This is a genomic window from uncultured Microbulbifer sp., assembly GCF_947498635.1.
In the GTDB taxonomy this organism is placed as follows: domain Bacteria; phylum Pseudomonadota; class Gammaproteobacteria; order Pseudomonadales; family Cellvibrionaceae; genus Microbulbifer; species Microbulbifer echini.
Map to the genome: position 1 here is coordinate 18204 of NZ_CANMKV010000041.1, position 17446 is coordinate 35649.

Sequence of the window (17446 nt, forward strand, 5' to 3'; positions counted from 1 at the left end):
ATACCGAAGTCGCCGCGCCGGGGCACTCCCGCAGGCGGCAAAATTTAAGCTGAGTTTAAAGTCACTGTGTAAACAAGGGTAAAACGCATTGCGAGGTATTTTGACGAGCGGATAATGCACGCAATAATTCCCTGTTTTTTCTAGATTTAAATTCATTTACGGTGATTTTTCTTGCGCTTTCCCCGTGTTTTGGCAATTTGTGTTCCGCTGTTGGCCAGCTGTACAACAGCACCTCCCGAAGCTGTTCCGCCGCAAAATATTTTGCCGCTGCCAGTGGCGTTTAGTGATAGTGGCAGCGTGGTGGCCGAGGTGCGCTGGTGGCGCGGGTTTGAAGATCCTCAGCTCGACCAGCTGGTGGCGCTGGCCCTGGGGGACAACCCGAATCTGCAGGCCAGTTACTGGCGCCTGCGCCAGGCGGCCGCCGCAGCGCGTGGGGCCCGCTCCGGCCTATGGCCGAGGTTGACCGCGCGGATTGAAAATACCGAGCAGCGCTACTCTTCCGGTGAATTCACCGCCCCCTCGAACGAGGGCAACAGCTGGAGCACCCGTATCGCCGCCAGTTACGAGGTTGATCTGTGGGGGCGGGTGCGCGCTGGTGCCAGTGCCGCCGAAGCGGGTTTCCTGGCCCAGGAACAAAATTTACAAACAGCCTCTTTAAGCCTCGCCGCGGAGGTATCGTCCAACTGGTTGGAGTTGCGCGAACAGTGGGGGCAGCGCGACCTGCTGCTACAACAACTGGAAACCAATCGCCAGTCCCTGCAAGTGCTGGAGTTGCGCTTTGGGCGCGGCGTCAGTGATGCCGCCGATGTACTGCAGCAGCGTCAGCTCATACAGCGCTCTGAACAGGAGCTAGAGCAAGCCGGTGCCAATATTGATGTGCTCGAAGTGCAGCTGGCGACTTTGCTCGGTATTACCCCCTCTCAATTGCACAGTTATATTCACAGGGAGGCGAACCTGCCTCTGTTACCAGCCCTGCCCGATACAGGGATTCCCTCCCAGTTACTACTCCGGCGCCCGGATGTGCGCGAAGCGCAGCGCAAGCTGTTGCAAGATTATCACCTCGCCGATCAGTCCTGGGCGAACCGCTTGCCGACGTTGAGCCTCTCCGCCGTGGCCAGCAATGGCACGAGCCTGATCAGTGACATTACCGAGAACTGGTTACTGGCGATTGCCGCCTCTATTGAAGGGGTCATCTTCGATGGCGGCGCACTGGTTTCGGCACGAGAGCAACAGGATGCGGTGTTACAGGAGGGCTGGGCGCAGTATCGGGAAACGGTAAATCAGGCGCTGTCAGAGGTTGAGCAGGCCCTGATTCGCGAGCGTGCTTTGTCCCAGGAACTGGCACACTTGCGCGAGCGCGAGCGGTTGTCTGCTCTGATCGTGGAGCGGCGCAACCGGGCCTATATCCGCGGTGCTGTCGATTTTCTCAATCTGCTCACGGCAACCATTGAACAGCAGAGCCTGGCGCGGGAAGTGTTGTCCGCCGAGCGTCAGCGATTGCAAAACCGAGTCACCCTATATCGCGCACTCTCCGGGGGATTGCCCCAGAAAGACCTGCCCGCGCCGGGGCCTGTAGATCTGGAGCTGTACCTGGAGGGAAATAGCTGATGTTAAAGAAGTTCAAACCGCGCCTGTTGATACCGGTTGGCCTGCTGTTATCAGCATTTGTACTGGCCAGCTGGATGATGCAGGAGAAGCCTAGGGTCACTCGCGGGGAGCGCAAAGCCCCACCGCCGACGGTGGACATCGCCGTGGCCGAGCAGGGCAGCTTCCCGGTTACCCTGAGCGCACTGGGGAAGGTGACCGCGCGCGAATTGGCGGAGTTGCAGTCTTTAGTGGATGGGCAGGTGGAGTGGCTCGACTACGACCTGGGACCGGGAGCGGTGTTGCCCGAGGGGCAAATCTTGCTGCGCATAGACACTGAGCCCTATCAACTGGCCCTGAAATCCGCGCAGAGCACCCTGGCCGGGCGCCGTGCGGAGCTGCAGCAGGAAAGAGGGCAGCAGCAGGTGGCACAAGAGGAGTACGCGCTGCTCGGTAGCACGCTCGGTGATGCGGACCGCGCATTGGTACTGAGAGAGCCGCAGCAGGCCGCAGCTGAGGCCGCCGTGCAGGCGGCAGAGGTCGAGGTGGCACTGGCGCAGCGCAATCTCCGTCTCACCGAATTGCGCGCTCCGTTCGACGCCTTGGTAGTGGAGCGGAATGTGGATGTGGGTGATCGCGTCTCTCCGGGCAATACGCTTTACAGCCTGGCCAGTGCCAGCCGCTTCCAGATTGCTGTTGAAGTGCCCGCTTCGCAGCTACACCGCTTAACCAGTGGTGATACAGAGGTGCGTATTTATGGAAGCCAGTGGCCTGCCGGCATCTATCGCCAGGGAGAGTTTGTTCGGGTGATTCCGGTCCTGGAGGAGCAGGGGCGCCTCGCGCGGGTTTTGGTCGAGCTGGATGACCCCCTGTCGGTATTGAATCCCTCCCAGCCGCAGCTCTTACTCAACGACCTTGCTCGGGTGGACATTGTCTCTCGAAGCGAGAAGGCGCTGGTGCGTATCCCCCTGACCGCTTTGCAGGATGGCAATCTGGTCTGGGTAGTGCGGGACAACCGTACAAATATCCTGCCTGTTGCTGTCGCTTATATCAGTGACAACTTCGCTGTACTTGAGAGTGGCCTCAGCGGTGGTGAGACCCTGGTAACTACCCGCCTGATCACGGTCACCGATGGTATGCCGGTGCGGGTTGCTGCGGATGCCCCGCGGGGCGAGGGTCTGCCCGCGGAGGCCGCCGCCTCAGTACCCAAGACTTCGGAGCTCGGTCCCCAGGGGCGGAAAGCCGGAGGCGCCAATGACTGAGCGCAATAGAAATGAGGCCGGCATAGACACTCGCCGCGGCGCCATTGCCTGGATGGCGCGCAACCATGTCACCGCAAATTTGCTGATGCTTGTTTTGATTGTCGGTGGCCTGGCCTTTTCTCTGGTGGTCAAAAAAGAGGTCTTTCCCGAGTTCAGCCTGGATATGGTGTCGGTTTCTATCTCCTATCCCGGCGCCAGTCCGGAGGAGGTGGAGCGGGGCGTGCTGGTGGCCGCTGAGCAGGCGGTACAGGGCATTGTGGGAATTAAGGAGATGCGCGGCGCTGCCAATGAGGGCAGTGCCTCTTTAATCTTGGAGCTGGAGGGCGATGCGGACGCCAACTTGGTTTATCAGAACATCCAACAGGCTATCGATTCGGTCTCAACCTTTCCCGGCGATATCGAACGCCCCCAGGTAAGCCTGGCCGAGCGTAAGCGCGATGTGCTGGATCTTGTCCTGCATGGTGATCTGGATGACCGCAGTCTGCGCGCCCTGGCGATGCAGGTATACGACAAGCTGGAGGCCCACAGGGGCATCACCCAGCTGGAGACGCGCGGTATGCGCAACCTGGAAGTGGCGATTGAGATTCGCCGCGATGACCTGCGGCGCTACGGCCTCACCCTGGCCGAGGTGGCTGCCACGGTAAAGAATGCCGCGGTGGATATTCCCTCCGGCAGTGTGAAGTCCGATGCAGGCGAGATTCTGGTACGGGTCACCGAGCGGCGTGATTGGGCGCGGGAGTTTGGCGATGTGGTGGTCACCCGCGGCAGCGGTGGCGGCCCAGTCTATTTGCGCGATATGGCCAATGTCAGCGATGCCCTCGAAGACGAGGCGCGCAATATGGTGTTTAACGGTGAGCCCGCGGTCAGTATCAAAGTGTATCGCGTGGGCGATCAAACACCGATGAGTGTCAGCGAAGCGGCGCGGGAGGTGATCGAGGATGTCAGGGAAAACCTGCCGCCGGGGGTGACTTTGACCATTCGCGATGACGATTCCGAGATCTTTAAAGAGCGCCTCTCCCTACTGCTGAAAAACGGTTTTATCGGCCTTCTATTGGTGTTTGTCGTGCTCGGTGCCTTTTTGGAGCTGCGCCTGGCGTTTTGGGTCACGCTGGGTATTCCCACTAGTTTCCTCGGGTCGCTGTTGTTCCTGCCCGGGCTGGACGTCTCGATCAGTATGGTGAGTATGTTCGCCTTTATCATCGCCCTGGGTATCGTGGTGGATGATGCGATTATCGCCGGGGAGAATATCCATGAGTGGCGCCAGAAGGGCTATAGCAACCTGGAGGCTGCCATCGCCGGTGCGCGCCAGGTGGCGGTACCACTCACTTTTGCCATCCTCACCAATATCGTCGCCTTTATTCCCCTGATGGCGTTACCCGGATTTATGGGCAAAATTTTTGGGGTTATTCCCTTTGTGGTGGGCTCGGTATTTATTATTTCCTGGGTGGAGGCGCTGTTTATTCTGCCGGCGCATTTAGCCCACTCCCGCCGTCACTATAAGAGCCCGCGGGCCCGGCGTTTTGCCGCACGGCAGAAACTGTTGGCGCGAGGGCTGGACCGCTTTGTACAGCGGCGTTTCCGGCCGTTTCTGAATCGGTGTGTGGCGCACCGCTATAGCACCATTGCCGTGGCTATTGCCATTTTGCTGGTGGTTGGAGGCTACGCGGCCAGTGGTCGTATGGGCTTTACCCTGATGCCGAGAGTGGAGCGGGATTCCGGCCGTTTTGCCGTGACCTTTCCCACTGGCACCGCCCAGTTTCAGTTGGAGAAGGCGAGGGCGCAGATTATCGAGGCCGCCGATAAAGTGCTCGAGCAGTATGACCGCGATCAGGTTTTTCTCGGAAGTCGAGGTTTGATCGGGGATGATGCGGTTCAGGTGGACACCTATTTTGTTGCAGCGGATCAGCGCCCCTTCTCAACCGGGGAGTTTGTGCGCCAGTGGCGCCGGGAAGTGGGGCCGATCGCGGGCTCGCTCAGTGCCATCACCGCCTCTGATCGCGGCGGACCCGGTGCCGGCTCTTCCCTTACCGTAGAGCTACGCCACACAGATACTGATATTCTGGAGGGGGCCGCATTGCGTCTGGCCAGTGAGCTAGAGCAATTCCCCAATGTGAGCGACATCGATGCGGGTATCTCGCTGGGTAAAACTCAGCTGGACCTGACCCTGACAGAAACGGCCAAGAGTTTGGGCGTTTCGGCCGAAGAAATCGGTCGCCAGTTGCGCGCCGCTCTTTATGGGGCCGAGGCACTGCGTCAACAGCGCGGTCGAGATCAGGTCAAGGTGATGGTGCGTTTGCCGGAGAGCGAGCGGATCACCTTGGACGATGTACACAATATTATGATCCGCGCGAATAATGGTCTGTGGTTGCCACTTCTTGATCTTGTCGAGATAGATCAAGGGCGTGCCTATGCCAAGATTAATCGCCGCGAAGGGCGTAGGGTAACTACGGTTACCGCCAATGTGGAGCCCAGCGACCAGGCGGCCTTGGTGATTAATGCCCTGGATAACAGCGTGATGCCGCAGTTGCAGGCAGAGTTTCCCGGCCTCGCGATTTCCTATGAGGGCCGCCAGGCGGATGAGCGGGAAGGGCTCGCCTCGCTGGGGCTCACTTTCCTGCTGGCGATGGCCGTGCTGTACCTGCTTTTGGCAATTCCGCTGAAAAGTTATATTCAGCCGCTTATTGTAATGATCGCCATTCCTTTTGGGGTAATTGGCGCTTTACTCGGTCATTTGGGCATGGGTTACGGCCTCAGTATGGTAAGCCTGCTGGGTATGGTGGCGCTCGCGGGGGTGGTGATCAATGACACTCTGGTAATGATTGAATACAGCAATCGGCTGCGCAGCGAGGGGGTTGATCTGGAGACGGCAATTAAGCGGGCGGCGGCACGCCGCTTCCGCCCGATCGTGTTGACTACGGTGACCACATTCTGCGGCTTGATGCCGATGATTTTTGAAACCTCGGTGCAGGCGCGCTTTATGATCCCCATGGCGATCTCCCTCGGTTACGGGATTCTAGCCGCCACCGCTATTTCGCTGCTGTTAGTCCCCTGTCTGTATTTGATGCTCGGTAAAGATATCCCATGGCTGCTGATGCGTTTGAAAAACGCGGCTAAGTCCCTCTCCGGATTGGTTCGGGCGTGAAGATGATGTGCTTCTGCTGATTCATGGCGTCAACTGCGCAGGCCTCTCCTGCGCAGTGTGTCCTAATGGAGATTGTGCAGGGAAGATGCATGATCAAGATTAACCGCTAAGGGATACGTGAATCACACCAACCAGTTCAATGAGCGTTAGGGAGTTGTCTATAGTACGGAACTAGAGAGTGGGTTAGTTTTTCTTCCGTCATAAGTGGTCAATCCGAGAAAAGGCAGTGAGCACGATCAACCCTCTGGTGACCGAATCTTGGGTATAAGCGTCGTTTTGTCGGACGTGACAACAATTATTTCGATCGAGAAACAACCTAGCTTACAGGCTAGGCAGCCTTTAATAAGTCTCAAAGGATTCCGTTGGCAAGTTATTGTCGAGGGTGACAATGAAAATTCTAATTTCAAGCTTGTCGATATCAGGTGAGCGTCCCATAGCCGGTCTTCTGTATTTGCTTGGTACAGCGGTAGCCCTACCACTCAGTTTGCTTTTGAGTTTCCCTGTAGTCTCGGTTGAAATCGGTGCCACGGAGCGGGGTCAGGATAACCCCTCCACCGGTGTCCCCGCGGATTTTCTGCGCAAGGAGTTAGCGGGCCGGGAGAACCTGGTTTGGACGGGGCATACAATCCCCGATACCGACTCGTTTGCTGCAAGCTTGCTCGCGGCCTTTATTTACGGGGGCAAGCCAGGGCTGCCCGGTGCACTTAACCCGGAATCTCGTTTCGCGATTGACGAGTGTGATGTCGACGAGCCTGAGGTCATTGAGGATTTCTCTGGTATGACGACGGGGTTGGTCGACTTCAATCAGAGCACCCAGTTACCACCCGGCACTGATCCGGACTCGATCGCAGCCATCATCGACCATCACGCGATCGGCGGGTCGCCGATCAATATTCCGAATGTGATTACCATTGAAATCAGACCTTGGGGATCGACGGCAACAATCTTGGTGGACCATGCGCAGAAGCTGGGCATTGAGCTACCGGTTCCGCTCGCGTGTATGGGGCTTGCGGCGATTCTTTCGGATACGGTTAACCTGACATCACCGACCACTATTGTATACGACAAGGCTTATGCCCAAAAACTGGCAAAGAGAGCGGGCATAGCTGATATCAATCAGCTTGCAGAGCGCATGTTGCTCGCGAAGTCTGATTTAGGTGGATTGTCGGCCAGGGATATCGTTTTACTCGATTACAAGAATTTCGAGTTCGGTGGGAAAAAGGTCGGCATTGGCGTTGCTGAAACGCTGACCGCTCAGCAGTTGATTAACCGGCGATATGAACTTAAATCTGCCATAGAAGCGCAGAAAAAAGAGAGTGGTGTTGATCACTTGATCTTTGCGATTGTCGATACCCGAGACAATAAATCTTATTTGCTCTGGGGTGATGATGAGGACAAGCATATCGTGGTCTCGGCTTTTGGTGGAGACATCAAGGACGACATGCTGGTTGCTGACGGTGTGATCTCGCGCAAACGCCAAATTGGACCCTCTATTCAAAGAGCCGTAGAGAAACTAGGGGCCGATTGATTGGGTGTGCTGCGGCAATTGTGCGGAGTTAATCCCTGCGCAGTTCGTCCTTGGTGGCAATGGGATTGGGGAAGTTCATCACCACAATGTAAGAGGAAACCAGAAAGGTCAGAATGGCGGTGGCTTGTATTAAGTGAGAGGCCTCGCTCCCGATCAGGTTCTGTCCAAAGGCGAGCAGGGCTATCAGCAGGGAGAATTCGCTGATCTGCCCCAGGCGGAAACCGATATCCCAGGCCAGTAATTTGAGCTCACTGTGCCCCCCCAGTAGGTATCGGAAGACCACCGGCTTGGCCAGCAATACCACCGCTGCGGTCACCAGCGCCGGCAGCAGAATTTCTGGCAGCATGGCGAGTTTAAACTGGGCGCCCAAGCTAAAGAAAAACAGGATTAAAAAGAAGTCCCGAAGGGGTTTCAGGTTGAGGGCAATGTATTGGGAAATACGGCTTGCCGCGAGGGTAATACCGGCGATAAAAGCGCCGATCTCCCGCGATAACCCTAAGGTTTCAGCAAGCTCGGCCATACCCATGCACCAGCCCAACGCCATCAAAAATACATACTCGTGAAAGCGATCGAAACGGCTAAACAGCGGCAATAGCAAGTACTTCACCACGACCCAGGCAAAAGCCACCAACAGTGGTAGGGCACCGAAAGACAGGGCTATCTGCCCAAGGTGCACATCCCCACTGCTGTCGCTCAGCAGGATCATCAAGCAGACGATGGCGACAAAATCCTGGAATAACAGCAGGCCCACCATTAACTCTCCGAGTTTCTTGTGGTGCAATACCGTGGTGGGGAGCAGTTTGATACCGATAATCGTGCTGGAGAACATCAGGGCCATACCAATGATCCAGCTTTCTGTAGTCGTAAAACCAAATAATTGGCCGATGCAAAAACCAATTCCGAGAAAAATGGCACAGCTCAGAATGCCTACAAAAGTGGCTTTGCGCAGCACAGAGGCCAGTGCTTGCGGTTGCATATCCAGCCCTAAGAGAAACAATAGGAAAATGATCCCCACGCTGGACATATCCGAAAGTAGGCGCAGGTTGTCGATCACCGCCAACCCCGACGGTCCCAGTAAAACACCGAGAGCGATATAGGCAACGAGTAAGGGTTGGCGTCCAAAAAGCGCCAAGGTGGCGACAATTGCCGCGCCGCTAAAAATTAGAAAGAAGGATTGAAATAGAGAGCTGTCCGCCACAGGTCATCCTTGAGAGTGAGCGAGATCTCATCATTATCCACAGATGGGCGAACAGCTAAACCCTTCGCGATGCGGCCCCCTCGGAATTACTCTGGATTTTCCGAGGGAATGGGTAACTCAGTGGTACTTTTGATTTGCTCCAGGGCAAAGTTTGAAATGATATCGCTGATGCCTACGTGCCGGATCAACTCCTTGTAAAAGCGGTCATAGGCGGAGATATCGCCCACAACCACCCTGAGAAGGTAGTCGTAATCTCCAGCCATGCGGTAACAATCCACCACCTCAGGGAGCTGTGCCACATGTTTGGAAAAAGCATCAGCCCATTCCGGCGTATGTTGGTCGGTTTTGACTTGGGCAAAAACCGACACTGGCAAGCCGAGTATCTCCGCATTGAGCAGTGCGACTTTGCGGCGGATGATGCCGCTTTTCTCCAACTTCTGTACCCGGCGCCAGCAAGGAGTTTTGGTTAGACCTACACGCTCGGCCAGCTCCTCAATCGAAAGGCTGACGTCCGATTGCAGAATAGCGAGCAGGTGCCTATCAATCGCGTCAAGTGAGGACATAGTGCTACAGCGCTCCCATAACCAAAGGCCTTGTGTCCCTGCGTATCCTTTCGGGCCATCACTGGCATTGCCCCGGCGGTAATTTGATGTTCTGGGTGGTTACAAGGCTGGCAGGTCGTTTACCTCCTCCTTTACCACCTGACGTAACGATAGGCTCAGGGCAATTGCGCCGGTAGTGGAATTTTCCCCAAGTGCAATGTGAATGAGAGCACTTTGTGCAAAAGGGAATTGGGGGCTGGCGGGTGGGTGAGGGTGGTACTGTTTCAATCAAAGGGGCGAACCTGGCGCCACGGTGGCGCCCGGTCAATGCGTCAGGCAGCGTTCTTTGGTGGGAAGCGGGGCTCGAACAAACCGAGTTGAATGGCCTCGCGCACCTTGGCCATCAGATCGATTTCGGTGAGTTCCTGCAGCTGCTGTAGACTGCTCAGCACATAGTAAATCGGCTGTACTATATCGATACGGTACGGCGTTCGCAGGGCATCGATCGCGGTAAAGTCGAAGCGCTCAGGCTGATTACTGAAGGCGTACAGGGTTTCCTTGGGCGAGGAAAGGATACCACCGCCGTAGATACGTAACCCATCCTCGGTGTTGAGTAGGCCGAATTCCACGGTAAACCAGTAGAGCCGTGCCAGGTAGGCGCGTTCTTTGGGGCTGGCCTTGAGGCCCAGCTGCCCGTATTTCTCTGTGAAATTGGCAAAGGCCGGGTTAGTCAGCATGGCGCAGTGGCCAAAAATCTCATGGAAAATATCCGGCTCTTGTAGGTAATCGAACTCCTCAGGGGTGCGAATAAAGGTGGCAACCGGAAATTTGCGATCGGCGAGCAGGCCGAAGAAGGTTTCGAAGCCGATCAATGCGGGCACCCGCGCCACTTCCCAGCCGGTCTCCCGGCGCAGTACTGAGGAGACTTCCTCGAGTTGGGGGATGCGATCACGGGGCAAGTCGAGCAGCTCAAGACCGTGCATATACTCATCGCAGGCACGCCCCGGCAAAATATCCAGCTGGCGCTCAATCAGGCGCTGCCAGGTTTGGTGTTCCTGCTCGGTATACTCGATAAAACCTTCAGTATTGGGCTCTCGAGCCACATACTTGGTGCTCTTCTTGGCGGCTTCTTTTTTCATAATTTTGTCTCCTGCGACCCACCAGTCCGGTTAGTGACGGGGCTTGTGGCTGTGCCGCTGAATCCTTGTTGTTATGTGTCTTCTGTATTTTTAGTCAGGGTCCTGCCTTCAGGGGAGACTTGGCAGCTAAGTATTGTGCTCTTTGCCACAAACCTTTTACACTTTCTGTAAAGAAATGTTTACAGGTGGGCCGGTGAGAGTTGAGATAACCTGTACGAATCGTGTGGGCATTTTGCATGAAATTATGCAAATATTCGGTGAATATCGCATTAATGTCACCTCGGGAGAGCTGGGTGGTGACAGTGGCGACAAAGTCTATTTGCTGGCGCCAGGGATGCTTGCCACCCAGTACCAGACCATTGAAAAGTCCCTCTATCGTGTACCCGGAGTTCAGAGAGTCAGGCGTATATCCCTGCTGCCCCTGGAGCGGCGCTATTTTGAACTGGACACATTACTGCAGCATGTTACAGACCCAGTGCTAAGCGTTGATCACGCGGGCCGGGTTATCGCGGCAAATGTTGCCGCCGCACGTGCCTTTGGAGTCAGCTTGGACCGCGTGCCCGGATTACAGTTACAGCGTTTCCTGCCGCTGATGCAGGTGGCCGAACTACTGAGAGATTTTGCGGTGCCCCGTTATGGTCTCCCGGTGGTGGTGCGTGGGCAAAATTTTCGTGTAGATTGGTCGCCTATCGCTCTGGATAAGCCTGGAGATGTGGATCCCCTTGCCGGAGCCGTTTTGCGTATGCAGCCGTGGGAGAAAAGTGAGTTTATCGCAGGCCTTCCCCGGCCCGTGGCTTTATGGGATTTTGATCTGCGTCGTGAGAGTTGCCTGCAGTTGCAGGATCTTGCCGAGCTGGGCTCGCCACTGCTGATTTACGGTGAGGCGGGGAGTGGCAAGACTACCTTTGCTTGCGCGGTGCACTATTTGTCCCCTACCGCTGCCCGTGCGGACTGCCATCGCATTGTGCCGCAAGACGGAAAACTGGAAATACCCAAACACTTGCGCGCCAGTGGGACGCTTATCCTGGAAGACTTACACCTTTTAAGGAGTGAAGCCCAACTGGCCGTACTGCGCCACTTGCGAAGTCTGCCTTCTTCTATTCGCTTGGTGGCCACTTGTACCGCTCCCCAGTCCTTGGTGCCGGCCCTTGCTCAGCGATTTAGTGCGCTCTGCATGACACTGCCGCCCCTGCGTAATATGCGCCCGGTGCTGCCGCGCTTTGCCGAAACACTGCTTAGGCAAGAGCTTCCTGAGCGGGAAAGGCCGGATATAGGTGCGGAGGTACTCGATTTAATCCGGAGGCAGGACTGGCCAGAAAACTTTAATGGCCTGCGAGACTACTTGATGGCTGCTGCAGGTAGTTGTGAGCGCCGTAGAGCCAGCGCCATCGCTCTTGAGGATGTGCCGGATTTAACAGCGCAGAAAAGTTTGTCCTTGCGGGACTGGGGTAGAGGACTTAGTTACAGGGAGATGATGGAGCAGCTGGAGCGATCTTTGCTCAGCGAGTTATTGGTGGGGCGAGCCTCCACCAGGGAGTTGGCCAAAGAGTTGGGGATTTCCCATACAGCAGTCGCCAACAAACTGCGCAAATACGGTTTGTCGGCGCAGAAGAAATAATCTGATTCAGCGCTCTATACGCCCCAGTAGCATATCCTTAAACATCACAAAGTCCCCAAGAAAGCTGTAAAAGGGGTACTTAAAAGTAGCCGGGCGATTGTGCTCAAAAAAGAAATGCCCAATCCAGGCGAAGCCGTAACCAGCTAAAGGGGTAGTGGCAAGCCACAGCATATTGCCGGTGGTGATTGCGGCGATCACGGTAGCGAACACCAGGCTGGTGCCAATAAAGTGCAATCGGCGGCAGGTTCGGTTGCGGTGCTCTTGCAGGTAGAACGGATAAAAGTCGCGGAAAGACTCGAATTTTTGGGCTTCTATAGCGGCCATGCTATGCCTCCTTATTTTTATTGCACCAGCAGTGTAAGGCGAATTCCGCAGTCTTCCAAGTTGGGCGCCCCTCGGTAATATCTGTTAGTCTGCCGCAAAAATGTATCGGGGATACACCCCGTATTAGCGAAACGAGGAAGTTATGGCAGGACCACTCGCGCATCTCAAGGTACTCGATCTCAGTCGTATTCTCGCAGGCCCCTGGGCCGGACAGGTTTTCGCCGATTTTGGTGCGGAAGTGATCAAAGTAGAGCGCCCTGAGCGTGGCGATGACACCCGCCACTGGGGGCCTCCCTACCTCAAAGATGCCGAGGGCAATGACACTGCCGATGCCGCCTATTACCTGAGTGCCAATCGCGGTAAAAAATCCGTTACTGTGGATATTACCACCGAAGCTGGCCAGGACCTGATCAAAAAGATGGCCGCCCGTTGCGACATCCTTCTGGAAAATTACAAGGTGGGAGGTCTCAAAAAATACGGCTTGGATTATGACTCCATCAAGGCGATTAACCCCGGTGTTATTTATTGCTCCATTACCGGCTTCGGCCAAACCGGGCCCTATAAAAACCGTGCCGGCTACGATGCCATGATTCAGGGTATGGGTGGGTTGATGAGCGTAACAGGTGTTCCTGAGGGGCAGCCAGGTGCCGGCCCGCAAAAAGTGGGGGTGGCGGTCGCTGACCTGATGACGGGCATGTATGCCGTTTCCTCGGTGCTTGCCGCCGTGGTACATCGGCAGCAGACTGGAGTGGGGCAGCATATCGACCTGGCCCTGCTGGATACCCAGGTAGCCTGGCTTGCCAACCAGGCGCAGAACTATCTTACTTCCGGTAAAAGCCCTGCGCGCCAGGGTACCGGCCACCCCAATATTGTGCCCTATCAGGCCGTACCTTCTCAAGACGGCTACTTTATGTTGGCCGTGGGCAACGATGATCAGTTCAGGCGTTTCTGTAAGATCGCTGGTATAGAACCGCTGGCTGAGAACCCTGCTTACGCGAGCAACTCCTCACGTGTCATGGCCCGCGATGAACTGATACCACAAATCGAAAACGCCACCCGCCAGCAGAATTCCACCTGGTGGTTGGAAAAGCTCAGCGATGCCCATGTCCCCTGTGGGCCAATTAATACTCTGGAAGAGGTTTTTGCCGATCCCCAGGTGCAGGCACGCGGCATGGTGGTGGAGCAGGAGCACCCGCAAGCCGGAAAGGTAAAAACCGTGCGTAACCCGGTGATCTTCTCCGAATCGGCCCTCGATTATCAACAGGCCCCGCCAGTATTGGGTGAGCACACTGAAGAGGTTCTGCGCGACTTATTGGGGCAAGATGAGGCGCAAATAAATCAGCTGCGGCGTAATGGCGTTGTCTAATTACATTATCGCCCGGTAGCCTGTTGAGCCGGACTCAAATTACGATATTGAGCCAGATATTGCTGGGAGTGAGGCAAAGAATACCTCGCTCTCGGGGCACGCCGCGAATACATCCCTTAAGGTTTGTATTTGGCATCCAAGCCTCATAGGGCCGAGAGTGGGGGATTTCTTGCCTAGGCTTTTAAAACGAATAGCACAGGGAAGCGTTATGCAACTGGACCACTTCAATATCACCGCACCTCGAGATCAGCTGTTGCGCGTACGAGATTTTTATATACAAGTCCTTGGTCTCACCGAAGGCGAGCGGCCGAACTTCAAGAGCAATGGTTTTTGGCTCTACGGCAACGGCAAACCAATCGTTCACCTGATGGAAGGCGAGGTTTCTGAAAAGCAACCTGCTAAGCCCTACCTGGATCACGTGGCTTTCCATACGGATGATCTTCAGCCGATAAAAGAACGATTGGATTCAATGGGCATTGCCTGCAGGCAAATGGATGTACCGGGCCGCAACCTCAGGCCGCTGGTATTTTTTGATCCGGTGGGGATTAAGGTTGAGGTGAATGCGCTGGTTTAGTCTTTAACAGAAAGGGGCGACAGGGGCTGGCCACAACGCAGAAACGCTGTGGCCGAACAGTGTCAAATAATAATGTTTGCAGAACTGAGTGCTTTGTTGGCGCTAGTGGCAACTTTTACCTGTTGGCGGAACCAGCGATGAACAATATCGTTATTAGATACGTGTGGCCATACAAGGTAGATATCGAGTGGCGCTATAGGTGTTGGAAAAGGCAGTATCTGTATAGGGTTTCGTCTGGCAAATAGCTGCGCCATACCTTCAGGCATGGTACACAAATAGTTGGTGTTCAGAATAACCGGGATCATATTTTGGAAGTGTGACACCCGCACAGCTACTTTGCGGCCTAACTGATCAACTGAGCTTTCCGTTTTGTCTGAGGGATCGTCTCCCCACTCCCCCGTATGGTTCTCTAAGTGTGTAACTCCAGATTTATTTTGGTGTAAAGTAACGTGCTTTTCCGCAGTAAACTGCTCCTTTGTGATTGCCAATTGAATCCTGGGGTGGTTATTTTTGGCAACCACTACCAGCCGGTCCGAGGCGATATGCTCTGCTTGAAGTTCATTGGAATTTACCGGCTGGTAGTAGAGCGCGAAGTCATAAATGCCATGCGTCATTTTTTCTTCCAGGCCGCCCACCTCTAAGGGCGCAACCTTTATGGTCATATTGGGTGCAATCGATTCCAGGTGGTTGAGCAGGTTGCCCAGGAAAATAATCTCCGCATAGTCGCCACCAATAATATTAAAGCTGCGCTTTTCTAGTGCGGGATCAAACTCTGTTTTTTCTTCAATCTCTTCACGTATCTGGCTGAGTGCTGCTTTCACCGTAATATATAAGCGCTCGGCTCTGGGGGTGGGAGTAAAGCCGTTACGCTTGCGGATAAAAAGTTCATCCCCAATGGTGTGCCGCAATCGCTGTAAGGCAGCGCTCATCGCCGGGGGGCTTATGCCCAAGCATTCTCCTGCCTTGGTCAGTTGCCGATTTTCCATAATAGCTTCGAATATAGGCAGTAAATTTAGGTCTATAGATCTGAGGTTCCGTTTCATACTTAAATTAATTCTAATATGGTTGATACTTCAAATTGGAAATTACCCATAATAATCGAGTGCGTCAACGGAGCGCTTTTATATAGTCTTTGTAGCGGGAAAAGGTTTTATCTGAAACTAAAAATCATGTTGAAGGTGAAGGGAATGATGGAGGTAACAGTTTAGATCCTGAGTGCGCTCTGTGACTTTTTAGTGGTGCTCTTAAAGTTGTCATTATGTGCATGAATTGCTAGCCAAACTATTTATTGAGTTGTCACTCATGCTCAGGCAATGCTTGAGCCGAGTCGTTATTAATTCATAAAAGCGTTCAGAAGAAATTTGCTTTTATATATTACTAGTCTGTTAGCATTCCCTAGCATGATTCCCCAGAAGAGTGGGGTAAGGGAACAGGGAAGTAAGGGGGTAGGCTGGGAAGTGCAATGCAGTAGATGCGATTAATGTATAGGGGGTGCATATAATTTACCTTTCAAGAGGGGTGCTAATTGATAGTTGAGTTCGAAATTGTTGCGCCAAAATCAATAAGGTGGCATAAGTTGAATTCTGTTTTATGGAACATAAAGTTACAAAAAGATGAATTGACTCTAGCATATCGCACCTTCTATTCTGAGTTTGTTGAAAAGTTCTTAACATTATTTGAGTCGTAAAATTGATAGTATAAAATTTCTGATAGTCTGTTATGAGGCGCCAGAAGGTTGACTGCTGAATATTAAAAAATGGCTTAAAAAGCCCGGCTGATAAATTGCCCTAAGTGACAGGTGGTTTTAGGGGTTGGATTTGTATTTTTTTCTAAGTGGCCTTTAGGATTGTACCGTTTAATTTTCTCATAAATTTATTTTGTGTGGTTGTTGGTTAATGCTTGCTGCTGTGTAAGCATTTTTCTAAAAAACAGATTTTTTATTTATTGCGATGGTTTAATAAGGTGAAATAAGGGAGATATACCATGTATGATTTATCCAGAGCCGCCTCTCAGCTGCTATTGGCAACCTCCATTACCCTGTGCTCAGCCGGTGGAATGGCAGCTGAGTGTACTAATGAGGGATATAAGAATGTCCTTTACGAGCAGCCTGTGTGGCTTGTGGGTACATTCGGTGTGACATCAACGCTACCTCCTGGTGGTTCCTATACCTCATCGTTTAGCACGCCCTTGCCCGCAGCCAGCTCCTTAACCGACGATGCCTACTTCTCTGAGAAGCATCCGTGGAGCCAAGATACTATTTGGTGGGATGCCCGTGTTGCCGAATCCAGTAATAATGAAATTATCATTACTCTGGATAGAATCTATTTAATTATCCAGCTCAAGATTCAGGCAGATAACAACGATATCTATACTTTGTATTACCTAGATGAAAATGATACCTGGCAGAGCGCCTGGGAAGCGGGGCCCACTAACCAGTGGGGAGTAACAAAACGAAACTCAATCGATTCTGTCCCTCCCTTTGCAACCGACCGAATTAAAATTATCGCCTCTGGGGGGGATTACCAATACTCGGTGTCTGAGATTTATGGGCGTGGCATTGCCTATGATTGCGACTAGATCAATGGATTGGGGTGGCAGATATTTGATTTTAGGTTGCAGGTAAAAGTTTATTGTCACTGGATATTTTTTCATTATATTTTTATAGCTTCTGGTTCTGGGGTTTCAGCCTGGGGCCGGAAGCTGGTGGGGATAGGTTTGATTGGTTTTGGAGTGTTGGTTCTAACTAGGTTGGGGGAATAATGTTATTGATGTCTGCATTGGTGGCTATTTCTGTTTGGCTTAAGGGGAGGGGGAGGCGCAAGCCTGGGCTGTGAGGGAGATTTTTGGTTGATGATAAGCAGAAATGATGACGGAAATGTTTTAGTTTTATTTAAACTATTTAATGTGGATAAGAGGAGGGTATCCATTTTTTCAAATAGTATTGATGATACTGCGGCTGCCTACGTTGATGGTTTGTTCTGGAGGGCTCAGAAGGTAGACATAGGTTATTCTGACTGATGGTAACTCTGGGTGTGATTATTAACCCGGCGGACAAATAGTTCTGTTATGCTGCATATTTAATCGATTCATGTCGGAAGTAGGATGCTACACGCGCAGGTTTCTTTTGTAACATTCTCATGTGAGAAAGCACTTTGCTTTTTAGCTTCTT

The 17446-nt window shown here is 53.4% G+C and carries 14 protein-coding genes; 9 read left to right on the forward strand and 5 right to left on the reverse strand.

Translation table 11 applies throughout. From position 1 onward, the window contains the following. The first annotated feature begins 171 nt into the window (after nucleotides 1-171). The 4 genes from Q1A69_RS16805 (at nucleotide 172) to Q1A69_RS16820 (ending at nucleotide 7516) form a co-directional block, all read left to right on the forward strand. Complete coding sequence (locus tag Q1A69_RS16805) at nucleotides 172-1608, forward strand: efflux transporter outer membrane subunit (protein ID WP_299587960.1); 1437 nt, start codon at nucleotides 172-174, stop codon at nucleotides 1606-1608. After that, nucleotides 1608-2846, forward strand: a complete 1239-nt coding sequence (locus Q1A69_RS16810) for an efflux RND transporter periplasmic adaptor subunit (RefSeq protein ID WP_299587963.1) — start codon at nucleotides 1608-1610, stop codon at nucleotides 2844-2846. The genes Q1A69_RS16805 and Q1A69_RS16810 overlap by 1 nt, the downstream gene beginning before the upstream one ends. Further along, nucleotides 2839-5988, forward strand: coding sequence for an efflux RND transporter permease subunit (locus Q1A69_RS16815; RefSeq protein ID WP_299587965.1), 3150 nt, complete (start codon nucleotides 2839-2841; stop codon nucleotides 5986-5988). The genes Q1A69_RS16810 and Q1A69_RS16815 overlap by 8 nt, the downstream gene beginning before the upstream one ends. 388 nt (nucleotides 5989-6376) lie before the next feature. Next, the gene (locus Q1A69_RS16820) at nucleotides 6377-7516 is read left to right on the forward strand and encodes a manganese-dependent inorganic pyrophosphatase (RefSeq protein ID WP_299587967.1); all 1140 of its coding nucleotides are present in this window, start codon (nucleotides 6377-6379) and stop codon (nucleotides 7514-7516) included. A gap of 28 nt (nucleotides 7517-7544) precedes the next feature. On the opposite strand, the gene Q1A69_RS16825 is transcribed toward Q1A69_RS16820, so the two are convergent. From Q1A69_RS16825 to phhA, 3 genes are all read right to left on the reverse strand, one after another. Then, nucleotides 7545-8714: a cation:proton antiporter gene (locus Q1A69_RS16825; protein ID WP_299587969.1), complete on the reverse strand. Its 1170-nt coding sequence runs from the start codon at nucleotides 8712-8714 to the stop codon at nucleotides 7545-7547. An 86-nt stretch (nucleotides 8715-8800) separates the two neighbouring features. Further along, nucleotides 8801-9277 carry an Lrp/AsnC family transcriptional regulator gene (locus Q1A69_RS16830; protein ID WP_299587972.1) on the reverse strand — a complete coding sequence of 159 codons (477 nt, stop codon included), beginning with the start codon at nucleotides 9275-9277 and terminating at the stop codon, nucleotides 8801-8803. Nucleotides 9278-9588: 311 nt separating this feature from the next. Continuing rightward, nucleotides 9589-10395 (reverse strand): phenylalanine 4-monooxygenase, encoded by an 807-nt coding sequence (gene phhA, locus Q1A69_RS16835; protein ID WP_299587975.1) that lies wholly within the window; start codon nucleotides 10393-10395, stop codon nucleotides 9589-9591. Between the two features lie 193 nt (nucleotides 10396-10588). Here phhA and Q1A69_RS16840 point away from each other — a divergent pair, with 193 nt between their 5' ends. Further along, complete coding sequence (locus tag Q1A69_RS16840; RefSeq protein ID WP_299587978.1) at nucleotides 10589-12013, forward strand: TyrR/PhhR family helix-turn-helix DNA-binding protein; 1425 nt, start codon at nucleotides 10589-10591, stop codon at nucleotides 12011-12013. A 6-nt stretch (nucleotides 12014-12019) separates the two neighbouring features. Here the strand turns inward: Q1A69_RS16840 and Q1A69_RS16845 are convergent, their stop codons facing one another. Further along, complete coding sequence (locus Q1A69_RS16845; RefSeq protein ID WP_299587980.1) at nucleotides 12020-12337, reverse strand: DUF962 domain-containing protein; 318 nt, start codon at nucleotides 12335-12337, stop codon at nucleotides 12020-12022. A gap of 142 nt (nucleotides 12338-12479) precedes the next feature. Here Q1A69_RS16845 and Q1A69_RS16850 point away from each other — a divergent pair, with 142 nt between their 5' ends. Both Q1A69_RS16850 and Q1A69_RS16855 read left to right on the forward strand, forming a co-directional pair. Next, nucleotides 12480-13703 carry a CaiB/BaiF CoA-transferase family protein gene (locus Q1A69_RS16850; RefSeq protein ID WP_299587982.1) on the forward strand — a complete coding sequence of 408 codons (1224 nt, stop codon included), beginning with the start codon at nucleotides 12480-12482 and terminating at the stop codon, nucleotides 13701-13703. A gap of 208 nt (nucleotides 13704-13911) precedes the next feature. Then, nucleotides 13912-14277 (forward strand): VOC family protein, encoded by a 366-nt coding sequence (locus Q1A69_RS16855; RefSeq protein ID WP_299587985.1) that lies wholly within the window; start codon nucleotides 13912-13914, stop codon nucleotides 14275-14277. 62 nt (nucleotides 14278-14339) lie between these two features. Here the strand turns inward: Q1A69_RS16855 and Q1A69_RS16860 are convergent, their stop codons facing one another. Beyond that, the gene (locus tag Q1A69_RS16860; protein WP_299587988.1) at nucleotides 14340-15320 is read right to left on the reverse strand and encodes a LysR family transcriptional regulator; all 981 of its coding nucleotides are present in this window, start codon (nucleotides 15318-15320) and stop codon (nucleotides 14340-14342) included. Nucleotides 15321-16260: 940 nt separating this feature from the next. Between Q1A69_RS16860 and Q1A69_RS16865 the strand changes: the two genes are divergently transcribed. Next, the gene (locus Q1A69_RS16865; protein ID WP_299587990.1) at nucleotides 16261-16854 is read left to right on the forward strand and encodes a hypothetical protein; all 594 of its coding nucleotides are present in this window, start codon (nucleotides 16261-16263) and stop codon (nucleotides 16852-16854) included. Between the two features lie 273 nt (nucleotides 16855-17127). Further along, nucleotides 17128-17295 (forward strand): hypothetical protein, encoded by a 168-nt coding sequence (locus Q1A69_RS16870; protein WP_299587992.1) that lies wholly within the window; start codon nucleotides 17128-17130, stop codon nucleotides 17293-17295. The last annotated feature ends 151 nt before the right edge of the window (nucleotides 17296-17446 follow it).

Bases quoted from the DNA above. Each gene is read 5' to 3' on its own strand.
- Q1A69_RS16855 (WP_299587985.1), top strand. From the start codon at position 13,912: ATGCAACTGGACCACTTCAATATCACCGCACCTCGAGATCAGCTGTTG.
- phhA (WP_299587975.1), bottom strand. From the start codon at position 10,395: ATGAAAAAAGAAGCCGCCAAGAAGAGCACCAAGTATGTGGCTCGAGAG.
- Q1A69_RS16820 (WP_299587967.1), top strand. From the start codon at position 6,377: ATGAAAATTCTAATTTCAAGCTTGTCGATATCAGGTGAGCGTCCCATA.
- Q1A69_RS16810 (WP_299587963.1), top strand. From the start codon at position 1,608: ATGTTAAAGAAGTTCAAACCGCGCCTGTTGATACCGGTTGGCCTGCTG.
- Q1A69_RS16860 (WP_299587988.1), bottom strand. From the start codon at position 15,320: ATGAAACGGAACCTCAGATCTATAGACCTAAATTTACTGCCTATATTC.
- Q1A69_RS16870 (WP_299587992.1), top strand. From the start codon at position 17,128: ATGATAAGCAGAAATGATGACGGAAATGTTTTAGTTTTATTTAAACTA.
- Q1A69_RS16845 (WP_299587980.1), bottom strand. From the start codon at position 12,337: ATGGCCGCTATAGAAGCCCAAAAATTCGAGTCTTTCCGCGACTTTTAT.
- Q1A69_RS16830 (WP_299587972.1), bottom strand. From the start codon at position 9,277: ATGTCCTCACTTGACGCGATTGATAGGCACCTGCTCGCTATTCTGCAA.
- Q1A69_RS16865 (WP_299587990.1), top strand. From the start codon at position 16,261: ATGTATGATTTATCCAGAGCCGCCTCTCAGCTGCTATTGGCAACCTCC.
- Q1A69_RS16850 (WP_299587982.1), top strand. From the start codon at position 12,480: ATGGCAGGACCACTCGCGCATCTCAAGGTACTCGATCTCAGTCGTATT.
- Q1A69_RS16815 (WP_299587965.1), top strand. From the start codon at position 2,839: ATGACTGAGCGCAATAGAAATGAGGCCGGCATAGACACTCGCCGCGGC.